The organism is Marinobacter sp. CP1 (assembly GCF_001266795.1).
Taxonomy (GTDB): domain Bacteria; phylum Pseudomonadota; class Gammaproteobacteria; order Pseudomonadales; family Oleiphilaceae; genus Marinobacter; species Marinobacter flavimaris.
In genome coordinates this window covers 334841-358103 of the sequence record NZ_CP011929.1, presented here as the reverse complement: position 1 = coordinate 358103, position 23263 = coordinate 334841, and the positions used below count along the sequence as shown (strand labels likewise).

Sequence of the window (23263 nt, the reverse complement as noted above, 5' to 3'; positions counted from 1 at the left end):
TCGGAGACAAAGCCGGCGAAACGTGGCGAGAGACCAAAAACAGTATGAGCAGAGCACATCCGGTACAGGTGATTGCAGTTTCCGGCGGAAAGGGTGGTGTCGGCAAGAGTAACGTGTCGGTGAACCTCGGAATCGCCCTGGCGCAGAAAGGCCGGAGAGTGGTGCTGCTCGACGCCGATCTGGGGCTCGCCAATATCGACGTCTTGCTGGGCATCACTGCCAATCGCAACCTCCAGGATGTTCTGGCGGGCGACTGTGATCTGAAGGACGTTCTGGTGAATGGTCCCGGTGGCATCAAGATTGTCCCCGCCTCTTCCGGTACCCAACGAATGACCCAGCTCAGCCCCATGGAACATGCCGGGCTGATTAATGCGTTCAGCGAACTGGGTGATCAGATCGATGTCCTGATCGTTGATACCGCCGCCGGTATTTCCGAGTCAGTGGTCAGTTTTCTGAGAGCGTCGCAGGAGCTGCTGCTGGTTGTCTGCGACGAGCCGACCTCGATCACCGATGCCTATGCCCTGATCAAGCTGATGAACCGTGATTATGGAACCAACCGCTTCCGTATTCTTGCCAATCAGGTCCGGAATGAGCAGGAAGGCCGGCATCTGTTTGAAAAACTGACCCGGGTCACCGAGCGCTTCCTCGATGTGGCACTACAATACGTAGGAATAGTCCCCTACGATGAGGCCGTGAAGAAAGCGGTTCAGCGGCAGCGTGCGGTGCTGGACGCCTATCCCAGGGCGAAAGCTTCACTGGCCATCAAGGCGCTGGCGGACAAGGTAGATAGCTGGCCGTTGCCGTCCTCTCCCCGCGGGCATCTGGAATTTTTTGTGGAGCGGCTCGTCGAAGTCTGAATCGGATCCAGTCAAACAAAAAACCGGATACATGACATTGGCGAAAAACCTCGGAATCTATAACCAGTCAAGTGCGCAGAAGCCGGCTCAGCTCATTGAGCAGCACGCGCCGCTGGTCAAGAAAATTGCCCTTCACCTGATGGCTCGCCTGCCGGCGTCCGTCCAGCTTGAAGACCTGATGCAGGCCGGCATGATTGGTCTGCTCGAGGCCGCCCAGCGTTACAGCTCCACCAAAGGTGCTACCTTCGAGACTTACGCCGGTATCCGTATTCGCGGCGCCATGGTGGACGAAATCCGCAAGGGTGACTGGGTGCCACGTTCTGTTCATCGCAACGCCCGTCGCATTTCCCAGGCCATCAAAGCCGTTGAAGATCGACTTGGCCGCGAAGCCCACGATCAGGAAGTGGCCGAAGAGCTGGGCATGGGGCTGCCCGAATACCACTCCTACCTTTCCGATTCCAACAGCGGTCGACTTTTTAGCCTCGACGAGCTCAATGAATCCGGAGAGCTGCCGATAGAACAGACAGAGACGCAGGATAATCCCCTTGAGGGTTTGTCCTCCGATGCCTTCCGGCGGAGCCTCGCTGAGGCGATTGAAGACCTGCCGGAGCGGGAAAAGCTGGTGTTGAGCCTTTACTACCAGGAAGAACTGAACCTCAAGGAGATTGGCGCGGTGCTCGGCGTCAGTGAGAGCAGGGTAAGCCAGATTCACAGCCAGGCAGCCCTGCGCCTTCGGGGGCGGCTCTCGGATTGGCGTCAGGAATCGGACAACTGACCGCGTTCAGTCTGTGTCGCCAACGAGGTGGTCTGTAGTTTTTGGTAACCGATGCTTTACAACCGAAGCAAAGGTCCGACAATAAGCGGTTAAAACAGCGGCCTGCTAGACTTTGAACGCAAAGGTCAAACGAATTCCGGGTGTTACTAACTGGAGGTCCCATTGGACAAAAACATGAAAATCCTCATTGTGGACGACTTCTCCACAATGCGACGGATCATCAAGAACCTGCTGCGTGATCTTGGCTTCACCAACACCGATGAAGCTGACGACGGCAACACGGCACTGCCAATGCTCAAAAGCGGCAAATACGATTTTCTGGTGACCGACTGGAACATGCCTGGCATGTCAGGCTTCGACCTGCTCAAGGCCGTTCGGGCGGACGAGAATCTGAAAACCCTGCCGGTATTGATGGTAACTGCTGAGGCCAAGCGCGACCAGATCGTTGCCGCTGCCCAGGCAGGCGTAAACGGGTATGTGGTCAAGCCGTTCACCGCTGCCGTGCTCAAGGAAAAGATTGAGAAAATCTTTGAAAGAATCCAGTAACCAGAGGTCGGATGGCTCTCATGAGCGATAGCAAAAAGAACCATCGGGGCCTTGAACCGGAGGTGACGGAAAAGCTCCAGCGGCAGGCAGCGGAACTGGCCGAGAGTGTTGATGCGGGTGATTATGCCAAAGCCATGACCCTGATCAATGAACTCAGCGAGGTCAGGGATCAGAGTCTGTACCGTGAGGTAGGGCGGCTGACGCGGAGCCTGCACGAAGCAATCCGGAACTTCCAGATTGATCCCCGTAACGCCGAGCAGCAGGAAGCACTGTCAAAGATGACTGATGCCTCTGATCGTCTCGAATACGTTGTGCAGATGACCGGTGAAGCAGCCAACCGGACCATGGACCTGGTTGAGGAAACCATGCCGGTGGCCAATGCCCTCAGAGACGAGGCCGCCGCGTTGCGTGATGAGTGGCAGCGCCTGCGTCGCCGGGAAATGCAGCCGGCTGAGTTTCGCGAGCTGTACGGCCGGATTGATCGTTTTTTTGTCAGCATGGCAACCGATGCCGACACCATGTACAGCAACCTGTCGGAAATCCTGCTGGCTCAGGACTATCAGGATCTGACAGGTCAGGTCATCCAGAAGGTCACCGCCCTGGTGAAAGAGGTTGAGGAGCAGATGCTCAGCCTGGTGGTGATGGCCAGTCATGTGGACCAGCTCACGGGCACGGTGCACCAGATTGAAGAAAAAGAAGAGTCTGCAGAGAAGGGCGTCGGGCCCCAGATCAAGGCCGATGAGCGTGAAGATGTAGTTTCGGGGCAGGACGACGTAGACGACCTGTTGTCCAGTCTCGGTTTCTGAATAATGAGGGTAACGCATGGCGTTTGATGCTGATGAAGAGATTTTGCAGGACTTCCTGGTAGAAGCCGGCGAGATCCTCGAAAAGCTGTCAGAGCAGTTGGTAGATCTTGAGCGACATCCTGACGACAGTGATCTGCTCAACGCCATCTTCCGTGGTTTCCATACCGTGAAAGGCGGAGCCGGCTTCCTTCAGCTTGAAGCGCTGGTGAACTGCTGCCATTCCGCGGAAAACGTTTTCGACATCTTGCGTAATCACAAGCGCAAGGTGGATTCCGAACTGATGGACGTGGTTCTAGAAGCACTCGACTACGTCAATGCCATGTTTGAGCAGGTCCGCAATCATGAGGAGCTGACGCCGGCTCCGGACGAACTGATTGCCCGTCTGGATGCCCTGGCCCAGCCTGAAGGCGAGGGGGCACCGCCCGCTGCCGCTCAACCTGAGCAGGAAGAGAGCGAACCGGCAGAAGACGGTGGCGACATCACCGACGACGAGTTCGAACAGCTTCTGGACGCACTGCAGGACGAGAAATCAGCGGAGGTTTCCTCGGCTTCGAGCGCCGGATCGGCCGGCGGTGACCAGGAAAGTTCTGGAGACGACGAAATAACCGACGACGAATTCGAAGCGCTACTGGACCAACTGCACGGAAAAGGTCAGTTTGCCGGTGCGCCAGCTGGCGAGGAAGAGGCTTCTGGTAAAGAAGAAAAGCCGGCTGCCAAGGCCGGATCTGCTGGCGGCGATGACCTGATCACCGACGACGAATTCGAGAAACTGCTGGACGATCTTCACGGCAAGGGCGGAAGCCCGACCGCGGGCGGAGAGCCTTCAGCCTCGAAAGAGCCTGCAGCTCCAAAACAGCCCTCAGCGCCGAAACAGCCTGCATCTTCAAAAGAACCAGCTTCAGCGAAAGCAAACGCGTCAAAACCCGAAAAGTCGAAGCCGGCCGAGAAGCCGGAGGCCAAAGGCGCTGCCGCACCGGCGATGCCTGCTCGCGAGAATGCCCCGGCCGCGGAAACGACGGTTCGTGTCGACACCAAGCGGCTCGATGACATCATGAATATGGTGGGTGAGCTGGTGCTGGTGCGTAACCGCTTGCAGCGTCTGGGTGCTGAAAGTGAAGACGAACACATGCACAAGGCGGTATCCAACCTGGATGTGGTTACGACTGATCTCCAGTCCGCCGTCATGCAGACCCGCATGCAGCCGATCAAAAAGGTGTTCGGCAGGTTCCCCCGCGTTGTGCGCGATCTCGCCAGAAACCTCAAGAAAGAGGTGAACCTGGTGATGCATGGCGAGGAAACCGATCTCGACAAGAACCTGGTTGAAGCGCTGTCTGATCCGCTGGTTCACCTGGTGCGGAATTCGGTGGACCACGGGATCGAGGCTCCGGAAGTCCGCGAGAAGGCCGGGAAGCCACGCCAGGGCACGGTTACCCTCTCTGCCGAGCAGGAGGGAGACCATATTCTGCTGTTTATCGAGGATGACGGCGCGGGCATGGATCCGGAAGTCCTGCGCCGCAAAGCAGTCGAAAAGGGTATCTACGACCAGGACGCCGCGGACCGGCTGACCAATTCGGAGTGTTACAACCTTATTTTTGCCGCCGGATTCTCCACCAAGGAGCAGATTTCGGATGTGTCCGGACGTGGCGTCGGCATGGATGTGGTGAAAACCAAGATTGGCCAGCTCAATGGCCAGTTGAGCATCGAATCCGAGCTGGGCAAGGGCTCTCGCATTGTCATCAAGGTTCCGCTGACGCTCGCCATCATGCCCACCCTGATGATCATGCTGGGCGATCAATCCTTTGCGTTGCCGCTGGTCAACGTGGTCGAGATTTTCCATCTGGACCTGACCAAGACCAACATCGTCGATGGGCGCGAGTGCATTGTGGTTCGGGATAAAGTCTTCCCGCTATTCCATATCAAGCGCTGGCTGGTTCGTGGCGGTGCTGGCCAGGAGGTGCCCGATAACGCCCATGTTGTCATTGTGGCCATGGGTCCAAGCAGGTCGGGTTCGTGGTCGACCAGCTGGTTGGTCAGGAAGAAGTGGTTATCAAGCCCCTTGGGCGAGCGCTCCAGGGTACGCCAGGCATGGCCGGTGCCACTATTACCGGCGATGGCCGGATTGCACTCATTATTGATGTGCCAAGCCTGTTGCAACATTACGGTTGAGCCGGGCCTTCCGGCGCTTTTTGCCAGAGAAGGCCGAAGAACGATGGATTGGGTAGGAGAAGTGGATGACAGTTTCTGTCCTGGTCGTTGACGATTCAGGGTTTTTTCGCAAGCGGCTGACGGAAATCCTGACCAGCTCCGGCCAGATCAAAGTGGTAGGTGCTGCGACCAATGGTCGGGAAGGCGTTGAGCTGGCCGAGAAACTGCGTCCCGACGTGATTACCATGGATTATGAGATGCCCGTGATGGATGGCATCTCTGCCGTGCGCGAAATCATGCGCAAACATCCGATACCGGTGCTCATGTTCTCATCGCTCACCTATGAGGGCGCCCGGGTCACACTGGATGCGCTCGAGGCCGGCGCCGTTGATTTTCTGCCCAAGAATTTCGAAGAAATTGCCCGGGACAACAGTCAGCTTCAGAAAATCTTGATTGAGCGGATTCTGGATGTAGCCCGCAGTCGTCCCGGCAACCGTTCTCCTGCGCCTTCCCGCGCGGAACCTTCAGCTCCGGCCTCCCGGGCGCCGGAGCCTGCAGGGCGCCCGCGTCCGGAACCAGCACCGCGTCAGCGTCCTGACACCCGGGCTCCGGCAGCGTCGGCAGGTTCTCCGGGCGAAACCGAGGCCCCCAGGCGCCATGGCCGCCGTGGGCCGGCCAAGCATTACGCCGTTGTTGGCATTGGTACTTCAACCGGCGGCCCGGTTGCCCTGTAGCGGGTACTGACGGTGTTGCCCGCGACCTTCCCGGCACCGATTGTTCTGGTGCAGCATATGCCGGCGAGTTTTACGCCTGCCTTCGCCGAACGCCTTAACAAGCTCTGCCGGATTGAAGTCCGGCAGGCTGAGGATGGTGAAGTGTTGCGGCCCGGCCTGGCTTTGCTGGCGCCCGGCGGCAAACAGATGATGGTCGAGAATCGGGGCGGACAGCCCAGGATCCGTATTCTGCCCGGAGACGAGCGGCTCAATTACAAACCCTGCGTGGACGTTACCTTCGGTTCTCTTGCCCGCAGCTTTCCGGGCAAGACGCTGGGCGTCATTCTTACCGGGATGGGCTCGGACGGCAAAGAAGGCTGTCGGATGATGAAGCAGAGCGGTTCCGATATATGGTCCCAGGATGAAAAATCGTCTGTGATCTACGGCATGCCGATGGCCGTCGCCAAGGCAGGGCTGACGGATGATGTATTGTCCCTGGACGAGATCGGGCCACGCCTCGCGGAAGGTGTGTGCTGATGGATATCCTGAGCCTGCTCGGGGTCATACTGGCCTTTGCCGCAATTCTTGGCGGTAACCTGCTGGAAGGCGGAGCGGTTGGCTCACTGTTTAATGGGCCGGCGGCCATCATCGTCATCGGTGGCACTCTGGCCGCGACTATCCTGCAGACCTCGTGGCCCATGCTGAAGCGGGCTTTCACTCAGGTGCGCTGGGTCTTTTTCCCGCCGTTTATCAACCTTGAAGACGGTATCGGAAAAGTCATTGACTGGAGTGTAAAAGCCCGCAAGCAGGGCTTGCTGGGTCTTGAAGGGCTTGCCGAGCGCGAGCCGGAGCCCTTTGCCCGCAAGGGGTTGCAGTTGCTGGTGGACGGTGCCGAAACCGAGACCATCAGGGGCATCATGGAAGTTGATCTGGAATCCCGTGAGCAGAGGGATCTGGAGTCGGCCAAGGTGTTCGAGGCCATGGGTGGTTATTCGCCAACCATCGGCATTATCGGGGCTGTCATGGGCCTGATCCAGGTGATGACCAACCTTGAGGATCCCCAATCCCTGGGTAGCGGGATCGCAACCGCCTTTGTAGCCACCATCTACGGTGTGGCGCTGGCCAACCTCCTGTTCTTCCCGGTCGCCAACAAGATGCGCGGTATCGTGCGGGAGCGCACCCGCTATGAGGACATGATGATCGATGGCCTGATTGCCATCGCCGAGGGTGAAAACCCGAAATCCATCGAATTGCGGCTGCGGGGCTTCCTGCAGTAAGCATGCGCAGGCCAACTTATGCGGCGCCGTAGGCAACCCCAGGATGATCTGCACAACAAGGAGCGGTGGCTGATTTCCTACGCGGATTTCATCACCCTGCTGTTCGCCTTTTTCGTCGTGATGTACTCGGTATCGTCCGTTAACGAAGGCAAATACAAAGTCCTTTCTGAAACCCTGACCGGCGTGTTCAATGCACCCCAGCGCTCCTTCCAGCCAATCGAGATTGGCGACCAGCCCCAGAGATCGCTGAATGCGCCTGCCGAGAACGTAATCCCGCCGGCGGTGACCGAAGCGCCCCGAAATCCGGAGATGGACGCGCAGGCGCGGACCGAAGCGCTGCGAGCCATGGCTGACCAGCTTTCCATGGAGTTTGATGAGCTGATCAACCAGGGCGTGGTTTCGCTTGAGACCAGCGACCAGTGGCTGGAGCTGAATCTGCCCAACAGTCTGTTGTTTGGCAGCGGCGATGCCGAGCCCCATTACGATGCGTTCGAGGTGGTCGAGAAAATCGCCACGGTTCTGAACAACCGGGACAACGCTGTCAAAGTGGAAGGCTTCACCGATAATCAGCCGATCAGTACCTCCCGTTTTCCGTCAAACTGGGAATTGTCAGCCGCCCGGGCGGCTGCCATGGTCCGGATGCTGGTGATGGAGGGCATCGAGCCGGAACGTCTGGCGGCTGTCGGCTATGGCCAGTATCAGCCGGTTGCCCGGAATGACACTGAGGAAGGGCGCCGCAGAAACCGCCGGGTGGTATTGCTGATCTCCCGTGACGCCAGTATTCGCGGTGCCATGCGCTGACCCGATCGTCGGCAGATGCGTATAGAGCCATTGGCATGGTTCCTGTATTACTCCCCGTTAACAATAAGGCGCCGGCAACAGCTTGCCGGATTTTCCGAGGACTGGTTCAAGTTGCCCGGGGAATGGCCGATAAACGGGACTGTGGCAACGGTTAATTGCCGGCCACACCGATGTATTCTCTGGAGAATCAAAGCGTGCGAATCTGGGCAGTAGCCAATCAAAAAGGTGGTGTCGGTAAAACCACGAGTGTGGTCGCCCTGGGCGGCTTGCTTGCCGAACGCGGCAAGCGTGTTCTCGTTGTGGATCTGGACCCGCATGGCTCGCTCACCAGCTGGTTCGGTTACGATCCGGATACAATCGCGCACAGTGTTTTCGACCTGTTCCAGCACCAGGGCAAGGTTCCGGAAGGGCTACCCGCCCAACTGATTACGGAGACCAGCTGCAAGGGCCTGTCCCTTTTGCCGGCGAGTGCAGCCCTGGCTACCCTTGAGCGACGAATGATCGGCGTGGAAGGCATGGGGCTGATCATTTCCCGGGCCCTGACTCAGCTTTGGGACGACTTTGATTATGTCCTGCTCGACAATACTCCCTCTCTGGGGGTTCTGATGGTTAACGCCCTTGCGGCAGCCCAGCATCTGATCATTCCCGTGCAAACCGAATTTCTGGCCATCAAGGGCCTGGAGCGCATGCTCCACACCCTGAAGATGATCATGCGTTCCCAGAAAAACGAACTTTCTTACACCATTGTGCCCACCTTGTATGACCGGCGGACACAGGCGTCGGTGAAAAGCCTGAACCTGTTGCGGAAGACCTACCGCGAGTCCCTCTGGCAGTTTGCGATTCCGGTGGACACCAAGTTTCGGGATGCCAGCCAGGGCGGCATAACACCGTCCGCGCTGGATGCCGAAACCCATGGTGTCCGCGCCTACAGCCATCTGCTGGATGATCTCATGGCCCGGGTGGGCAGGGTGAAGGAGCGTCAGCATGGCTGACGATAAATTGACACGGCTGGCGGATCCGGAAACTGCCATTGCCAGTTATCTTGACGAACTGCTGCACACGGCCACTGATACGGCGCTTCGGGAGGAAATCGAAGCGCCGGAACCGGTGAAACCTGCACCTCCGGAACCGCGGGTGGCAACCCGCACGAAACCGGCATCTGTGCCAAGCGTCGAAAAACCGCCGGCAAGACCTGAACCACCCAAACGGGTCCGGGAAACGCCGGCGGAACCTGAGAGGCCAGTGGTGCGACAGGTGCCGGAAGCGCCGGTGCCGAAGGCAAGGATTGAAGCTCAGCCTGCGCCGGAGCCGGCCGCGCCGCCGTCCCGCCCGGAGTGGTCAGAACAGCCCTTTGAGTGCCTCATTTTCACGGTGGCCGGTCTGCAGCTGGCGGTGCCTCTGATTCTGCTCGGTGCCATTCACCGCATTGAAGAAGAGATCCGGCCCATCCCGGGAAGTCCACGCTGGTACATGGGAATCCGCCCGGACCGGGATCAGAACCTGAGGGTGGTGGATACCGCCGAATGGATCATGGCAGGGCGGGTGCCGCCCGATGCCCGGGACAACTACCGGTTCGTGATCCGGCTGGATAACAGCGACTGGGGGCTCGCCTGTGATGACGTCGCCCAGTCCTTTACCCTCCGGCCGGACGAAGTGCGTTGGCGCACAGCCCGAAGCAAGCGTCCGTGGCTGGCCGGCACTGTGATTGACCACATGTGTGCGCTGATTGATGTGCGCACCATGGCAGACTTGCTGGTGAGGGCGGAAAGAGAGCACCATCTGGATCTGAGCTGACGCAAACAATGGTTACTGAATGAAACCGAGCCGTGCTGGCACGGTTTGTGCCCTTAACTATAGTATTGGGCACTGATGATATTTTTTTGACGATCAGGTTGCCCGCCGGGCAGCCCAAGAGGAGAAACATCGCTATGGCATCCCCGAGCGGACAAACCAATCAGGCCCAGGACGATCAGGTACTGCAGTACGTTACCTTCCGGCTGGATGATGAGACCTACGGTCTGAACGTCATGCAGATTCAGGAAGTGCTGAGATACACGGAGATTGCTCCGGTTCCGGGGGCCCCGGATTATGTGCTCGGCATCATCAACCTTCGGGGTAACGTGGTTACCGTTATCGACACCCGCCGGCGCTTTGGCCTGGCCGATGCCGAAGTAACCGATGCCACCCGGATTGTGGTTATGGAATCTGCCAACCAGGTTATGGGCATTCTGGTGGATTCTGTCGCCGAGGTGGTGTACCTGAAAGCCAGCGAAATTGAAACTGCACCGAACGTGGGTAACGAGGAAAGTGCCAAATTTATCCAGGGCGTGTGCAACAAGGATGGCGAACTGATCATTCTGGTTGAGTTCGACAAGATGCTGTCAGACCACGAGTGGGCTGAAATCGCGGCACTGTGATCCGGGGCAACCCGCTACAGGCCTCACGATGGATGCCTTCCGTGGCAATTAACTGGAGACATCCGTCATGTTTGCAGAAATTCCTTCATACCTTCCCTGGGCGCTGACTGTTGCGGCCCTGTCTCTGGTTTTCGTTCAGGGCCTGGTTCTCGGGCGCCAGGTACGTAGCCTCCGAGCAACGCTGAAAGAGCGCTGTGATACCCTTGGCCGGGAACTGCATGCCACCACCAGTGGCAGCATGGGGGTAGGGCAGCGGTTGGTTAGCTGTGAGCGTCAGTTGCACGAGCTGAGGACCACGCTCGACGAAATGCGCCAGAACGATCCGCTGCGAATCTCTTACGATGAAGCCTCTCGACTGGTTGATCTCGGCGCCGATATCGACGATCTTATGAACACGTGCGGAATTTCCCGTCCCGAGGCCGAGCTGGTGTCAGCACTCAGAAAACGTCAGGCGGCCTGATACCAAGCCGTTACGGACGTTGTTGAATGAAGAGAGTCTATCCGAGGGCCCTTGAGGCCCTTCGATCTGTATCCCGCCATGATTTTGTTTCCGGTTCCGACCTGGTTGCCTCGATAACCGGCCACTCCATTCCCCGCGAAGAAACTGTCAGCCACATTCTCTCCCTGCTCCCGGAAATAGAACCGGATCAGATGGTGATGCACGTGGGCGGTGGCTCAGGCTATTTTGCCGCTGTGCTGTCCGGGCTCGCCCATCGGGTCCTGTACGTGGAGCGGAATGCCGTTGTCGCCGAGGCTGCCAGAGAGCGGTTTGTCCGTCTGGGTATGCACAATGTGGATGTCGTTGTTGCCCGTGCGGAAGAGGCGCCCGAGCCTGATCCACTCTGTGATCTCGTTTTGTGTACCTCGTTTGTCAGGGACCAGACTGCCCTGGCGCACCTGGTTCGTGAGGGGGGGCGCCTGGTGTGTCTTGAAGGGCGAGCGGGACCCGTCCCGAGCCTGGCCATGTTCGAAAAACAGGGTGCCAAGCTCAAGCGTGTGCGCACCCTGGGCTGGGTCGACTTCAACCGTAACGTCGAGCAGATCCTCATTGATCAGGGTGTCGTGGACGAAGCGGTCCTGGCCGAGGCAAAGGCGGAGGCAGCGAAGCAGAATTGCCGGCTGCTGGACGTGCTCCGCCGGAAACTGAATCTTGAAGAGATTGATCTCTACCGTTCTCTTGCCCGTCAGCGGGGCATGACCTTCACCGATGCGGACGAGCTTCTGCCGGATCTCCATCCGGCGCTTTTCCGGCGATTTTCCCGAACGTTTCTGGATCTCTCACGACTGATACCCATCGCCGAGGAAGATGGTCGGATCACGGTTGTGACCGACGATCCCGATGCGCGCACTGATCAGCTCGAGCGGTTGAGTCCTAACCAGGTGGTTGACTGCCTGCTGGTTACACCGACGGACTTTCGTCGGCTCTGGTCAGCTCTTGATCTGACTGCCAAAGGGCGCCGCTTTGCAGCGGATCAGGAACCAACCCCGAACCAGGCGGCGGACCCGACTGGCAGCAAGGATCAGCTTCTGGGCAAGGATCCGAAAAACAAGCACGTCAGCCCCTATCTGGTGTCTGTCTACGAAGCCATTCTGATGGACGCTGTAAGTGAAAAAGCCAGCGACATCCATATAGAACAGTACGGTGACCGGATTCGCATTCGCCTTCGGGTGGATGGCGATCTCCATGATCTGCCCCAGTACCAGCTGTCGGCCCGGGAGATGAAAGGGGTGATTAACGTCATCAAGCTGCGGGCAGAGCTGAACATCGCCGAGCACCGGCTGCCCCAGGGTGGGCGGTCCCGGCTGCAGCTCGGCGATATGGCCTACGATCTGCGGATACAGACCCAGCCTTCGCTCCATGGCGAACATGCCGTTATACGTCTGCTGCCGCAGACCGGCCGCGCCATGACCATTGCCGAACTTGGCATGTCATCCATGATCGGTGCCCGTTATCAGCGCTTGCTGGATAACCCGGCGGGACTGGTGCTGGTGGTCGGTCCGACCGGGTCAGGCAAGTCCACCACGCTGTATGCGGGGCTGCAGACCCTTGCCGATGACGGCCGCCGGAAAGTTATCACGGTGGAAGACCCCATCGAGTACTCCATCGACAACATTCAACAAACCCGGGTCAGATCAGAAATTGGCTTTGGTTTCGCCGATGCCATGAGGGCGTTTGTCCGGGAAGATCCGGATGTCATTCTGGTGGGCGAGATCCGTGACCAGGAAACCGCTCTGGAGGCGATACGGGCCTCCCAGACCGGCCACGTGGTTCTGTCCACGCTGCACTGCAACGACGCGGTGGATTCACTGCAGCGCTTGTATGATCTGGGTATCCACCCGAATTCCATTGCCGGTGAGCTGCTGGCTGTCATCGCCCAGCGGCTGGCCAAGCGCATCTGCAAGCATTGTTGCCAGCCTGCAGAGCCGGACCCGGTGATTCTGTCCGAGGTGTTTCCCGACGGCCCGCCCGCGGATTTCCGGTGTTTTCAGGGCGCCGGTTGTGACAAATGCAACGGCCGCGGCACCCAGGGGCGAGTGGCGATCGTCGAGTATATGGAAGTTGATTCGGACATCCGGAATGCCATTTCCAGCCAACCGCCCATCGGTGAGCTTCGCTGGCGCGCTCTCGATGCCGGACTGGTGACCATGCGGGACAGTGCTCTGGACCATGTTATTGAAGGCATAATTCCGCTGTCCGAACTGCCCCGTATTCTCCCGAGAGAGCGCATGGCACCGGAAGTTCGCGGCGGCCGCAGGAGTCAGGAATGAGCAACAAGCAATCGGTTACAAAGGCAGCCCAGCGGGAACCGGCAGAAGTGGTCTATGCCGCTGAGCTGGACAAGCTGAGAGGGATGGATCATGGCCCGGTGCCACCAGGCTGGCAGATGTCGCCGCGGGCGGTGGAAAAGTTCGTCATGGGGGATGAGAAACTCGGCATTGAGCGGAAGTTCGTTGCCGACCGGGCCATGGTGGTCCGGATCATCATTTCCCTGTGCACCAGCCGCGGCTGCCTTCTGGTCGGCGAGCCGGGTACCGCCAAATCCTGGTTGTCGGAGTTGCTGGCCGCCGCCATTTCGGGAAGCTCCACGTTAACCTTGCAGGGTGGGGCGGTGAGCAGCGTCGGGCAACTGCTGTATAGCTGGAACGAAGCGGTACTGCATACCGAGGGCCCCTGCCTGAAGGCGTTGGTACCCAGCCCCTTGCTGCGGGGCATGATGGAAGGGCAAATGGTCCGGTTTGAAGAGATCGCCCGCTGCCCACAGGCGCTGCAGGATGCGCTGCTCTCTGTGCTGTCCGACAGGGTGGTGGTGATTCCCGAGCTGGCGGGCGAGGACGGTGTGGTGCTCGCGCGGGAAGGTTTTAACGTTATCGCCACGTCCAACAGTATCGACGAGGGTGTGCACCGGATGAGCGCTGCCCTGAAGCGGCGAATGGACTTCGAGGAAATCCGGCCTATCCGTCATCTGGCCGACGAGATGGATGTTGTGCTCCGGGAGGTCCGCAGGGCCAACAGTCGGGCTGGCATCGAGGTGGCGCTGGAAGAATCGGTGGTCGAGATTCTGGTGACCATGTTCCACGAGCTGCGCAATGGCCAGACCCTGGACGGACGCAGCACCGATCGCCTCGCCGGTTCGGCTCTTTCCACCGCGGAAGCCGTGTCGGTCGCTCACGCGGCCAGCCTCAACGCCTGGTATTACGGTGGCGGAAGCATCACGGTTGAGCAGCTGATGCACCACATCATCGGCTCGGCCCTGAAGGACCAGCCGGAGGATCGGCGCCGGCTGCGTCATTACTTTGAAACCACGGTGGCGCCAAGGCGTGGCGACAACTGGCAGCAGGCCTGGGCGCTGCGCTCACTGATTCACTGAATCATCCGGTGCGCCGGGTTTGCGATCTTCTGGGGTGAGCCCGCGAATGTGGAAGGCAAACGCCAGGATCTCCGCAATTACCCGGTAGAGCGATTCGGGAATCTCTTCGTTCAGTGACAGGCGGGCCAGAATGCTGGCCAGCTCCGCATTTTCGTAAAGGGGAACGTTGTGCTCCCGGGCGATTCGGATGATCTCCTCCGCCAGCTCGTGGGTGCCAGTGGCGCTGATGGTGGGCGCTTTCTCACCGTCGTACTTGAGCGCAACGGCGGCCCTGCTTTGCTGTTGTGTTTCTGATGTCATGCCCGTGTATCCACCAGTCTGTGTTCGAGTCGGGTGACGCTGCTTTGCGGCGTGCCGCGGCGGCAATCCAGGTCTGTCACTTCCAGGCCCAGATCGGTTAGGCTCTGTCGCAACGCGGGAAGCTCCTGGTTCACCTGACGCAGGGTTGTCTGTTTTTCTGCCCAGACCCGGGCGCTCACTGCCTGTTGGCGAAGGGCAACATCGAAATGCAGGGAGCCAGCCTCATCCAGGTCCATGGTCAGTGAAAGCCGCCACTCGGCTGTGGTGGTTTTCGCGGATCGGGTTTCCGATTCCCGGTCTTCGGGATATTGTTCGATCCGGACCTGCGCCAGCCTCGGTTCATTCTGTGGCGTCAGCCATGGCAGATCGAGTACGAGGGTAGAGGCAGGTGCGGGCCCTGCTGCATCGCCGCCACCACGGGCAGTAAGTACCTGGCTGTGCAACTGGTTGACGGTGATCCGGTTGAGCATTCCGGCCAGCAGGCGGAGCATCTGCCCGACGCTGGGCGCTTCGCCACTGCCGGGGGCCTGGGGTGTGGCCAGCGGTTGGGGAAATTGCAGCGGCGCCTGCATGAGCTCTGGCGTCGAGATAGGTGTCAGCCGGTTGAAGTGTTCTGGTGTACTGCCCTGTTGGGCAAGCAAGGCGGTGATCACTCTACCGAGCGCCAGCTTGAGATCGGGCAACTGGGCAGAGGGTGCCTGGGCCAGTCGCGACTCGGCGAACAGGCCACTTTCTGAAAGCCATTGCCGGACCTGTTGCGATGTCGTGTCCTGGCTGCCAGAACCGGGAGTCAGACTGTTCCCCGAAGGCAGCCTCGCCATCATTTGTTCAATAGCCTGTCTGGCGGCCTCCGGCAGAGGTTGGGGGCCTCGCGATGAGGGCAGTTGGCCCGGTAGCGGGTCTTGCCGGAGGCCTTGTGTGAGAGTGCCCAGCAGCCTTGCCAGTCCACCATCCAGGGTTTGCTGCCAGGGCAGTCGCTGGGCCAGCGCTCGGGCGATACCGGCTTCGGGTGCGGGTGCCAGTTTGCCCATCAGCTGCAGCTCATTGCCGGCCCGCATCACTTTTACCCAGTCACCGGTTGCCAGTTCAGTCTTGCCGACGGCCGCCTGAACCAGAAGAGACTTGCCGCGAATGTCCAGTAACAGGTCCGCGCTGTTACCGCCCTGACGGTTGATGATCTCGGCCACCCGGGCCAGGGTGGTTTCCCGGTTCGTCAGCTGCAGCTGATCGAGCAGTTGCCGCGCTGATGCGGCCACGGGCTCCCGGGCCGCTTCGGTTGAGACTGAAGGCCGGGACGTCTGTGTTGCAGGCTGGGCTGGAGGTGTCGGGGGCTGTTGTCCGTTGGGTAGTTTCATCGTCACTGATTTGATGTTGGACAAGAGTAATCAGCCGGCGCTTTTGTTATAATACGCCGCGCCGGCAGGTCATGCGCGAACAATGTTCATGGTCGCCGCTGTCACGAATGCACCCGATGCCGTCTTCACGCGCATCGTCCTGGTTACGGGGTCCTGATGTCTGAGCCGTTATTACAGGCTGTCGATCTGCAGTGCGAGCGGGATGAACGGATCCTGTTCCGTGACCTGTCGTTCTCCATACTGCCCGGTACGGTCGCCCGTGTCGAGGGGCCGAACGGCTCCGGCAAGACCACGCTGCTGCGAATGCTGGCCGGCCTGAACGACGCCTGGTCCGGCAATCTGCTCTGGTGCGGCAAGTCCAGGTCTGCCCAGCGGGAAGAATTCCTCCGCAATACCCTGTATCTTGGCCACCGGCCTGGCATAAAGCCGTTGCTGACACCGATGGAGAATCTCCGGGCACTGACGGCCGGGCGGCGGCCGCTGCCAGATCCCGTTCTGCGTCAGGCGCTTGATGGCACCGGATTGACCGGGTTCCAGGATGTGCCCTGTCGCAATCTTTCGGCGGGGCAGCAAAGACGGGTTGCCCTGGCGCGCCTGTTGATTGCCGACGAGCCGCTCTGGCTGCTGGATGAAGTTTTTACCGCCATTGATGCCAGCGGTGTCAGCGCCATTGAACAGCTGCTTCAACAACGGGCTGCCGAGGGAGGTGCGGTGGTAGTGACGACCCATCACGATCTCAGATTGCCCGGTATGCAACGCATTGTGTTGGGCGGAGGGTCGACCGATGAATGCTGATTGCAGGCCGGCACTGACTTTGCGGCAAGACACCGTCGGTGCGCTGGCGGCAATGCAGACCGTGTTTGCCCGGGATATGAAGGTGGCCTTCCGGCAGCGCCAGGATCTGCTCAATCCGCTGTTGTTTTTTGTCATGGTCGTAACCCTTTTTCCCCTGGGGGTTAGCCCGGAAGTGTCATTTCTGCGGGAGGCCGGGGCCGGTATCCTGTGGGTAGCGGCGTTGCTATCGGTGTTGTTGTCGCTGGACCACCTGTTTCGCCATGATTTTGACGACGGCACGCTCGAGCAACTTGTGCTTCAGCCCCAGCCCCTGTTTCTGCTGGTACTGGCGAAAACAGCGGCGCACTGGGTGTTAACAGGCTTGCCGCTGGTGGTACTAACGCCGGTTTTGGGCGTAATGGTCCATCTTGACGGGAACTCCATCGGAGTTTTGTGTCTAACGCTGCTGATCGGTACACCGGTGCTGAGTCTGATCGGGTCAATCGGCGCGGCGCTGACGCTTGGATTACGGTCGGCAGGGGTGCTCTTGTCCCTGTTGATCATTCCGCTGTACATTCCCGTCCTGATTTTCGGAACAGGTACGGTGGCTTCGGCCGCAGAGGGCGCTCCCGCGGGAGCCTATCTGGCCCTGATGGGCGCGTTTCTGGTGCTGGCACTGACCCTGGCACCCTTTGCATCGGCAGCGGCGCTGCGTATCAGCCTGTTCAACGGGTAAAACAAGGTAACGGTAGGACGGTAACCATCTGATGTGGCAATTTTTTCACAAGCTGGGTTCTCCCAAATGGTTCTTCGGGATTGCAGCCCGGCTGATGCCCTGGCTACTGGCAGGTGGCATCCTGCTGTTGATGGCAGGCATTGTCTGGGGGCTGGCCTATGCTCCCAAGGATTACCTGCAAGGCAACAGCTACCGCATTATTTTCATCCACGTCCCCACGGCCTTTCTCGCCCAGTCGGTCTACGTGATGATGGCGGTGGCGGCTGTCGTCACTCTGGTCTGGCGCATGAAGCTGGCGGATGTATTCGTCAAGTCGGTCGCACCGGTGGGGCTGGTACTGACCTTTCTTTCCCTGTTTACCGGAGCGGTCTGGGGTAAGCCCACCTGGGGTACCTGGTGGGTCTGGGATGCCCGGCTGACCTCGATGCTGATTCTTCTGTTCCTGTACGGTGGTGTCATTGCTCTGGACAGGGCAATCAACGACGAAAAATCCGCGGCGCGGGCTGTATCGGTGCTGGTTCTGGTCGGGGTGGTGAATATACCGATTATCCAGTACTCCGTTGAATGGTGGAATACGTTACATCAGCCGTCGACGTTCAAACTGACTGAAAAGCCGTCCATGCCGGCGGAAATGTGGGTACCGCTGCTCCTTTCGGTACTCGGGCTGTACCTGCTGTTCGGCTGGCTGGCCTGTTTGCGTATGCAGACCGAGATTCTTCTGCGCGAGCAGAGAACGCGCTGGGTTAAAGATTATGTGTTGGCCGGGAGGGGCTGAAGCATGGCATTTGAATCCTTTTCGGCATTTATGGTGATGGAAGGTCACGGGCCCTATGTCTGGGCCTGTTACGCCGTATTTTTCCTGCTGATGATCGGCCTTATGGTATGGTCTCTGCGTCGCCGCAACGCCGCTATTGAGGCCTGCCGTCGCGGTTATGAGTTTCAGGCAGGCCGGCAGGACCCGCAGGCTGCGTCAGCTTCGGCAGCGTCCTTCACCCGCGTCAAGGTTTCCCAAGACTGAAAGGCAGATATCTGATGCATCCAATCCGAAAAAAGCGACTGACTATTGTCCTGTTCCTGCTGGTGGGGCTGGCCATCGCTGTGGGTCTGACCACCTATGCGCTGCGACAGAACATCAATCTGTTCTACGACCCCACCCAGATTTCCGCAGGCGAGGCGCCGGTGGATGTCAGAATCCGCGCCGGTGGCATGGTCGAGGAGGGATCGGTCCTCCGTGATCCGGACAGCCTGATGGTTGAGTTCAAGGTGACCGACTTCAACGCGTCCGTGCCGATCCAGTACACCGGTATCCTTCCGGATCTGTTTGCCGAGGGGCAGGGTGTGGTTGCCATGGGCAGGCTGAATGAAAGTGGCCGCTTTGTGGCCGATCAAGTGCTGGCCAAGCACGATGAAAACTATATGCCGCCGGAAGTCGCGGATGCGCTGGAGAAGGCCTCGAAGGGTCGGCATGCAGCCAGTGGCAGTGCGGAAACCGTGTCCTACTAACCGATTTATCTAACAGCCTGGTTTCTGGAGGCCTTTAATGTATCCCGAACTCGGACAGCTTGCACTGATTCTCGCACTGTTGTTGGCAGTGCTTCTATCCGTAGTCCCTTTGGCCGGTTCTTTGACCGGCAGAAACAATCTTCAGGCGTTCGCCAGGCCGCTGGCGTCCGGCGTGTTTGTCTTCGTGGGGCTTGCTTTTGCCGTCTTGACCCATGCCTTCGTGACTGACGACTTTTCGGTGGCCTATGTGGCCAATAACAGTAACAGCCTGTTGCCCTGGTATTACAAGTTCAGCGCTGTTTGGGGCGGTCACGAGGGCTCGCTGCTACTCTGGATACTGATGCTGGCGGGCTGGACGTTGGCGGTCGCTATTTTCAGCCGTCGCCTGCCGGCGGTGATGATCTCCCAGGTGCTCTCGGTGCTGGGCATGGTCTGCGTCGGCTTCCTACTGTTTATCGTGATTACCTCCAATCCGTTCGACCGTTTGTTGCCCAATGTGCCCGCCGATGGCGCAGATCTGAACCCCTTGCTCCAGGATTTCGGGCTGATCGTGCATCCGCCGATGCTCTACATGGGCTATGTCGGCTTTGCCGTTGCTTTCGCTTTTGCCATTGCTGCGCTGATCAATGGCCGCCTCGATGCCGCCTGGGCCCGTTGGTCGCGCCCCTGGACCACGGTTGCCTGGGCCTTTCTCTCTCTGGGTATCGCCCTCGGGAGCTGGTGGGCCTACTACGAGCTGGGCTGGGGCGGCTGGTGGTTCTGGGATCCGGTCGAAAATGCATCGTTGCTGCCCTGGTTGTCGGGGACTGCACTCATGCACTCGCTGGCCGTTACCGAGAAGCGCGGCGTGTTCAAGAGCTGGACCGTACTGCTTGCCATTGTCACCTTTTCACTAAGTCTGCTGGGCGCTTTCCTGGTCCGTTCCGGCGTGCTCACCTCTGTGCATTCTTTTGCGGCGGACCCGGAGCGGGGCACCTTCCTGCTGGGCCTGCTGGCAGTAACGGTGATCGCAAGCCTGGCGCTCTATGCGTTCCGGGCGCCGGTGGTTCACGTCCGGTCGCGCTACGGCTCGTTTTCCCGAGAGGTTTTCCTGCTTCTTAACAACGTACTGTTGGTTTCCGCCACGATTCTGGTGGCGGTCGGCACACTGTATCCGCTGGTTCTTGATTATCTGGAACTGGGCAAACTGTCGATCGGTGAACCGTTCTTCAATCTGACGTTCAGCCCACTGGCCGTCGCAACGGGCCTGTTGCTGGGCGCTGGTATCTTCTCCCGCTGGAAGAAAACCGATGGTGGCTGGCTGGCGCGCAAACTGCTGTGGCCCTTGGCAATCAGCATCGTTGCCACCACGGCGGTCCTGATCGGCTATGGTGGATTCAAGCCCTGGGCTTTCCTCGGCGTGTTTTCTGCCATGTGGGTAACCGTTGCTACTTTCTGGGATCTCTGGGAAAAATCATCGTCCCGAAAAGGCCGTCTGCACGGCCTCAAGCGGCAGTCCCGCAGCTATTACGGCATGGTGCTCGGGCATCTGGGCCTGGCCATTACCATGGCGGGGGCTACGGTGGTTTCCAACTACGGCATTGAGCGTGATGTTCGCATGGTGCCGGGCGATGTCGCGACCGTCGGCGATTATCATTTTGTATTCAGGGATATCGGCGCGCGCCAGGGCGCTAACTTTACGGCTCAATATGGCACCTTCGATGTCATGTTGGATGGCGAGCGTGTTTCCGTGCTTCATCCCGAGAAGCGCCAATACTCCGTGGGGATGAGCGTCATGACCGAGGCCGATATCGACGCCGGTCTGTTCCGGGACATCTTCGTGGCCATTGGTGAGCGCATCACCGACGAGGCTTGGGCCATCCGGCTGCAATACAAGCCGCTTGTTCGCTGGCTCTGGCTGGGCTCGCTGTTTATGGCAGCCGGCGGCTTCCTGGCTATCGCTGATCGCCGCTACCGCATCCGGGAGGGAGCTGACACGAAGGTGCAGACCGATACTGTCGCGCCTGAGCCAGGTTCTGCGACGTCCGCTGGAGTTACCTCATGAAGCGGTTCCTGCTCTTTCTGCCACTGCTGATTGCCCTTGTTGTTGGTGTCGTGCTGTTCGCGGGTATCGGCAAGGATCCGACCAAACTGGAATCGGCTCTGGTTGGCAAACCGGTGCCAGAGTTCAGTCTGAAAGATTTGCACAACGCTGATGTCGTGCTCGATCAGAGCCTGTTTCGTGGCCAGGTCACTCTGCTGAATGTCTGGGGCACTTGGTGCCCCGCCTGCAAGGACGAGCACGACGACCTGATGTGGCTGGCCGAAGAGAAAGGCGTCAACATCATTGGTCTCAACTACAAGGACAACCGCGAGGATGCGCTGTTGTGGCTTGACCGTTTGGGCGACCCTTACCGGAAAATCATCTATGACCCCCGGGGCACACTCGGGTTTGATCTGGGGGTATACGGCGCGCCGGAAACCTTCGTGATTGATGCCGAAGGCGTGGTTCGCTATCGCCATGTGGGTGTGGTCAATAAGGAGGTCTGGGAACAAACGCTGCTGCCTGTGTTCAATGACGCTCAGGGGAATGGCTGATGGTCCGGATCGTTTATTTGATGTTGGTGCTTCTGCTTTCCGGTGCCGCTGCAGCCGAGGTGGCCGACGTATACGATTTTTCGGATCGGGCTCAGGAGCAGCGTTACCAAAACCTGATCGCGGAATTACGCTGCCCGAAATGCCAGAACCAGAACATCGCCGATTCCAACGCGCCTATCTCCAAGGATATGCGCGATGCGGTCTACCGGATGATGAAAGACGGCGCCAGCAACGAGGAAATCGTTGAATCTCTCGTTGGCAGATTTGGTGAGTTTGTTCGCTACAAACCCGAGCTGGACAGCCGGACATTCCTGCTCTGGGCGACACCTGCGATTGCGGTGTTCGGCGGGTTTCTGGTGGTTGCCGGTGTGGTGATTCGTTCCCGGCGAGCGGGGCCGTCAGGCCCGGCGTTGAGCACTGAAGAGAAAGCCCGTGTCGACAAAATGCTGGCAGAGCAGGACAGATCTTCCTGAAGCCGGCACTTTCTGGCATGTCCTGGCCGCAACCTCATTCTTAATTCTGAACCTGTGACTGAAATTCCATGACTGACACTTTCTGGATTGCCGCAACGGTACTGATTGTTCTTGCCCTGTTGTTTGTCTTGTACCCCGTCTTTTTCCATCGGCTCGGCACGAGGAAGCAGACGGACCTGAAAAACCAGAATCTGATGGCCTATCGCTCCAGGATGAAGGAGCTCGACAATGAATACGAGGCCGGTATTCTGGACGACGAAAATTACCGGCAACTCAAGGAGGAGCTTGCGGGAAGCATGCTCGATGACGTTCCGGAGCAGGACCAGGTGAGGCCCGTGATCAGTGGCGGCAGGAGTGCCATGGCAGTGGCCCTGGTCTCGATTCTACTGATCCCGGCTGCCACGGTTTATCTGTATGAGCGCTGGGGCGCGATGGACCGGGTTGAACAGTTCATTACCATGCAGCAAATGGGAACCACCGAAGGATCGAGGCAGGCCCAGATGACCGAGCTCTCAGGGCAGCTCCGGGAACGGCTGGAAGCCAGCCCGGATAATCCGGACGGCTGGGCAATGCTGGGACGCACCTACATGCGTCTGGAACGCTTCGACGATGCAGCCTGGGCGTTCCGGCAACTGGCCGGCAGTGTTAATGACGATAGTCGGGCGCGAGCCGTTGCTTATGGTCTGTCTGCCCAGGCGTTGTTCTTCGGGAGCCAGGGCGCCATGACGAAAGAGGTTACGGCGGCCATTGAGCAGGCCCGTGAGCTGAACCCGGATGAAGTGAATGCCCTCGGTTTGCTGGGGATCAACGCCTTCAGCCAGCAGAACTATCGGGAAGCCATCGAGTACTGGGAGCGAATCGAAACCGTAGCACCCGACCACCCCCAGATTGGCTCCATTCGGGAAGGTATTCGTGAAGCCTACACGCGTCTCGGCGAGGAACCACCGGCACAGGTGGCTGCAGCCGAAACCTCTGGTGCTGGGGTTACCGTTCGGGTAACGCTTTCCGAGGATTTCCAGAATCAGGTGCCTGCAGATACCACTCTGTTCCTGTTTGCTCGCCAGCCCAATGTCCAGCAGGGCCCGCCTCTGGCAGTAGCCCGGCTGACGGCAGATCAGTTGCCGGTGGAGATCCGGCTGGACGACCGGTACGCCATGTCACCGCAGGCTACCATTTCCAGTGTTGACGAGGTGGTTGTAACCGCCCGTCTCAGTCGTTCCGGCAATGTGGCCGCCCAGGCAGGAGACTGGCAGGGCAGCACCGACGTTCCTGTAGCCGTTAACGAGAGCCAGGAAGCGCCGGTAGCGGTTGTGATCGATCAGCAACTGATTGACTGATC

The 23263-nt window shown here is 59.2% G+C and carries 23 protein-coding genes and 2 pseudogenes; 23 read left to right on the top strand and 2 right to left on the bottom strand.

The genetic code is table 11. The annotated features are described in order from the left end of the window. The first annotated feature begins 44 nt into the window (after window positions 1-44). From ACP86_RS01655 to ACP86_RS01590, 14 genes and pseudogenes are all read left to right on the top strand, one after another. Window positions 45-857 (top strand): MinD/ParA family protein, encoded by an 813-nt coding sequence (locus ACP86_RS01655; protein WP_041646273.1) that lies wholly within the window; start codon window positions 45-47, stop codon window positions 855-857. A 31-nt stretch (window positions 858-888) separates the two neighbouring features. Next, window positions 889-1632 carry an RNA polymerase sigma factor FliA gene (locus ACP86_RS01650; protein ID WP_014577616.1) on the top strand — a complete coding sequence of 248 codons (744 nt, stop codon included), beginning with the start codon at window positions 889-891 and terminating at the stop codon, window positions 1630-1632. Window positions 1633-1794: 162 nt separating this feature from the next. Further along, window positions 1795-2178, top strand: coding sequence for a chemotaxis response regulator CheY (gene cheY, locus ACP86_RS01645; RefSeq protein ID WP_008173086.1), 384 nt, complete (start codon window positions 1795-1797; stop codon window positions 2176-2178). A 20-nt stretch (window positions 2179-2198) separates the two neighbouring features. Then, window positions 2199-2984: a protein phosphatase CheZ gene (locus ACP86_RS01640; protein ID WP_053115437.1), complete on the top strand. Its 786-nt coding sequence runs from the start codon at window positions 2199-2201 to the stop codon at window positions 2982-2984. Between the two features lie 16 nt (window positions 2985-3000). Continuing rightward, window positions 3001-5150: pseudogene (locus ACP86_RS01635) on the top strand (chemotaxis protein CheW). 65 nt (window positions 5151-5215) lie between these two features. Further along, window positions 5216-6379, top strand: a pseudogene (gene cheB / locus ACP86_RS01630) (chemotaxis-specific protein-glutamate methyltransferase CheB). Continuing rightward, window positions 6379-7119 (top strand): flagellar motor protein, encoded by a 741-nt coding sequence (locus tag ACP86_RS01625; protein WP_008173090.1) that lies wholly within the window; start codon window positions 6379-6381, stop codon window positions 7117-7119. Before cheB ends, ACP86_RS01625 begins: the two are co-directional and overlap by 1 nt. 18 nt (window positions 7120-7137) lie before the next feature. After that, window positions 7138-7920 (top strand): flagellar motor protein MotD, encoded by a 783-nt coding sequence (gene motD / locus ACP86_RS01620; RefSeq protein WP_008173091.1) that lies wholly within the window; start codon window positions 7138-7140, stop codon window positions 7918-7920. A 194-nt stretch (window positions 7921-8114) separates the two neighbouring features. Further along, window positions 8115-8912, top strand: a complete 798-nt coding sequence (locus ACP86_RS01615; RefSeq protein WP_039881985.1) for a ParA family protein — start codon at window positions 8115-8117, stop codon at window positions 8910-8912. Then, a complete protein-coding gene (locus ACP86_RS01610; protein ID WP_053112464.1) occupies window positions 8905-9714 on the top strand; it encodes a chemotaxis protein CheW in 810 nt (269 codons plus the stop codon). Before ACP86_RS01615 ends, ACP86_RS01610 begins: the two co-directional genes overlap by 8 nt. Window positions 9715-9848: 134 nt before the next feature. Further along, a complete protein-coding gene (locus ACP86_RS01605; protein WP_008173094.1) occupies window positions 9849-10337 on the top strand; it encodes a chemotaxis protein CheW in 489 nt (162 codons plus the stop codon). Window positions 10338-10404: 67 nt separating this feature from the next. Next, entirely contained in the window at window positions 10405-10797 is a 393-nt protein-coding gene (locus ACP86_RS01600) for a DUF2802 domain-containing protein (RefSeq protein ID WP_053112462.1), read from the top strand. A gap of 26 nt (window positions 10798-10823) precedes the next feature. Further along, window positions 10824-13106 (top strand): ATPase, T2SS/T4P/T4SS family, encoded by a 2283-nt coding sequence (locus tag ACP86_RS01595; RefSeq protein WP_053112460.1) that lies wholly within the window; start codon window positions 10824-10826, stop codon window positions 13104-13106. After that, window positions 13103-14206 (top strand): ATP-binding protein, encoded by a 1104-nt coding sequence (locus ACP86_RS01590; protein ID WP_053112458.1) that lies wholly within the window; start codon window positions 13103-13105, stop codon window positions 14204-14206. The genes ACP86_RS01595 and ACP86_RS01590 overlap by 4 nt, the downstream gene beginning before the upstream one ends. Here the strand turns inward: ACP86_RS01590 and ACP86_RS01585 are convergent. Then, entirely contained in the window at window positions 14192-14506 is a 315-nt protein-coding gene (locus ACP86_RS01585) for an EscU/YscU/HrcU family type III secretion system export apparatus switch protein (protein ID WP_053112456.1), read from the bottom strand. The genes ACP86_RS01590 and ACP86_RS01585 overlap by 15 nt on opposite strands. After that, entirely contained in the window at window positions 14503-15762 is a 1260-nt protein-coding gene (locus ACP86_RS01580) for a flagellar hook-length control protein FliK (protein ID WP_175497411.1), read from the bottom strand. The genes ACP86_RS01585 and ACP86_RS01580 overlap by 4 nt, the downstream gene beginning before the upstream one ends. A 255-nt stretch (window positions 15763-16017) precedes the next feature. Between ACP86_RS01580 and ccmA the strand changes: the two genes are divergently transcribed. From ccmA to ccmI, 9 genes are all read left to right on the top strand, one after another. Then, window positions 16018-16656 (top strand): cytochrome c biogenesis heme-transporting ATPase CcmA, encoded by a 639-nt coding sequence (gene ccmA, locus ACP86_RS01575; protein WP_053112454.1) that lies wholly within the window; start codon window positions 16018-16020, stop codon window positions 16654-16656. Then, window positions 16646-17371, top strand: a complete 726-nt coding sequence (ccmB, locus tag ACP86_RS01570) for a heme exporter protein CcmB (protein WP_008173102.1) — start codon at window positions 16646-16648, stop codon at window positions 17369-17371. The genes ccmA and ccmB overlap by 11 nt, the downstream gene beginning before the upstream one ends. Window positions 17372-17402: 31 nt before the next feature. After that, complete coding sequence (gene ccmC / locus ACP86_RS01565; RefSeq protein WP_008173103.1) at window positions 17403-18146, top strand: heme ABC transporter permease CcmC; 744 nt, start codon at window positions 17403-17405, stop codon at window positions 18144-18146. A gap of 3 nt (window positions 18147-18149) precedes the next feature. Continuing rightward, complete coding sequence (ccmD, locus tag ACP86_RS01560) at window positions 18150-18389, top strand: heme exporter protein CcmD (protein WP_053112452.1); 240 nt, start codon at window positions 18150-18152, stop codon at window positions 18387-18389. A gap of 14 nt (window positions 18390-18403) precedes the next feature. Then, entirely contained in the window at window positions 18404-18874 is a 471-nt protein-coding gene (ccmE, locus tag ACP86_RS01555) for a cytochrome c maturation protein CcmE (RefSeq protein WP_053112451.1), read from the top strand. A gap of 37 nt (window positions 18875-18911) precedes the next feature. Continuing rightward, on the top strand, window positions 18912-20918 hold the full coding sequence (locus ACP86_RS01550; protein WP_053112449.1) for a heme lyase CcmF/NrfE family subunit: 2007 nt from the start codon (window positions 18912-18914) through the stop codon (window positions 20916-20918). After that, window positions 20915-21451, top strand: a complete 537-nt coding sequence (locus tag ACP86_RS01545) for a DsbE family thiol:disulfide interchange protein (protein WP_053112446.1) — start codon at window positions 20915-20917, stop codon at window positions 21449-21451. Before ACP86_RS01550 ends, ACP86_RS01545 begins: the two co-directional genes overlap by 4 nt. Continuing rightward, window positions 21451-21924 (top strand): cytochrome c-type biogenesis protein, encoded by a 474-nt coding sequence (locus tag ACP86_RS01540; protein WP_053112444.1) that lies wholly within the window; start codon window positions 21451-21453, stop codon window positions 21922-21924. The genes ACP86_RS01545 and ACP86_RS01540 overlap by 1 nt, the downstream gene beginning before the upstream one ends. Before the next feature lie 68 nt (window positions 21925-21992). Continuing rightward, window positions 21993-23261: a c-type cytochrome biogenesis protein CcmI gene (gene ccmI / locus ACP86_RS01535; RefSeq protein WP_053112442.1), complete on the top strand. Its 1269-nt coding sequence runs from the start codon at window positions 21993-21995 to the stop codon at window positions 23259-23261. Window positions 23262-23263: the final 2 nt, after the last annotated feature.

Bases quoted from the DNA above. Each gene is read 5' to 3' on its own strand.
- ACP86_RS01655 (WP_041646273.1), top strand. From the start codon at position 45: ATGAGCAGAGCACATCCGGTACAGGTGATTGCAGTTTCCGGCGGAAAG.
- ACP86_RS01650 (WP_014577616.1), top strand. From the start codon at position 889: ATGACATTGGCGAAAAACCTCGGAATCTATAACCAGTCAAGTGCGCAG.
- ACP86_RS01640 (WP_053115437.1), top strand. From the start codon at position 2,199: ATGAGCGATAGCAAAAAGAACCATCGGGGCCTTGAACCGGAGGTGACG.
- ACP86_RS01625 (WP_008173090.1), top strand. From the start codon at position 6,379: ATGGATATCCTGAGCCTGCTCGGGGTCATACTGGCCTTTGCCGCAATT.
- motD (WP_008173091.1), top strand. From the start codon at position 7,138: ATGCGGCGCCGTAGGCAACCCCAGGATGATCTGCACAACAAGGAGCGG.
- ACP86_RS01610 (WP_053112464.1), top strand. From the start codon at position 8,905: ATGGCTGACGATAAATTGACACGGCTGGCGGATCCGGAAACTGCCATT.
- ACP86_RS01605 (WP_008173094.1), top strand. From the start codon at position 9,849: ATGGCATCCCCGAGCGGACAAACCAATCAGGCCCAGGACGATCAGGTA.
- ACP86_RS01600 (WP_053112462.1), top strand. From the start codon at position 10,405: ATGTTTGCAGAAATTCCTTCATACCTTCCCTGGGCGCTGACTGTTGCG.
- ACP86_RS01595 (WP_053112460.1), top strand. From the start codon at position 10,824: ATGAAGAGAGTCTATCCGAGGGCCCTTGAGGCCCTTCGATCTGTATCC.
- ACP86_RS01590 (WP_053112458.1), top strand. From the start codon at position 13,103: ATGAGCAACAAGCAATCGGTTACAAAGGCAGCCCAGCGGGAACCGGCA.
- ACP86_RS01585 (WP_053112456.1), bottom strand. From the start codon at position 14,506: ATGACATCAGAAACACAACAGCAAAGCAGGGCCGCCGTTGCGCTCAAG.
- ccmA (WP_053112454.1), top strand. From the start codon at position 16,018: ATGTCTGAGCCGTTATTACAGGCTGTCGATCTGCAGTGCGAGCGGGAT.
- ccmB (WP_008173102.1), top strand. From the start codon at position 16,646: ATGAATGCTGATTGCAGGCCGGCACTGACTTTGCGGCAAGACACCGTC.
- ccmC (WP_008173103.1), top strand. From the start codon at position 17,403: ATGTGGCAATTTTTTCACAAGCTGGGTTCTCCCAAATGGTTCTTCGGG.
- ccmD (WP_053112452.1), top strand. From the start codon at position 18,150: ATGGCATTTGAATCCTTTTCGGCATTTATGGTGATGGAAGGTCACGGG.
- ccmE (WP_053112451.1), top strand. From the start codon at position 18,404: ATGCATCCAATCCGAAAAAAGCGACTGACTATTGTCCTGTTCCTGCTG.
- ACP86_RS01550 (WP_053112449.1), top strand. From the start codon at position 18,912: ATGTATCCCGAACTCGGACAGCTTGCACTGATTCTCGCACTGTTGTTG.
- ACP86_RS01545 (WP_053112446.1), top strand. From the start codon at position 20,915: ATGAAGCGGTTCCTGCTCTTTCTGCCACTGCTGATTGCCCTTGTTGTT.
- ACP86_RS01540 (WP_053112444.1), top strand. From the start codon at position 21,451: ATGGTCCGGATCGTTTATTTGATGTTGGTGCTTCTGCTTTCCGGTGCC.
- ccmI (WP_053112442.1), top strand. From the start codon at position 21,993: ATGACTGACACTTTCTGGATTGCCGCAACGGTACTGATTGTTCTTGCC.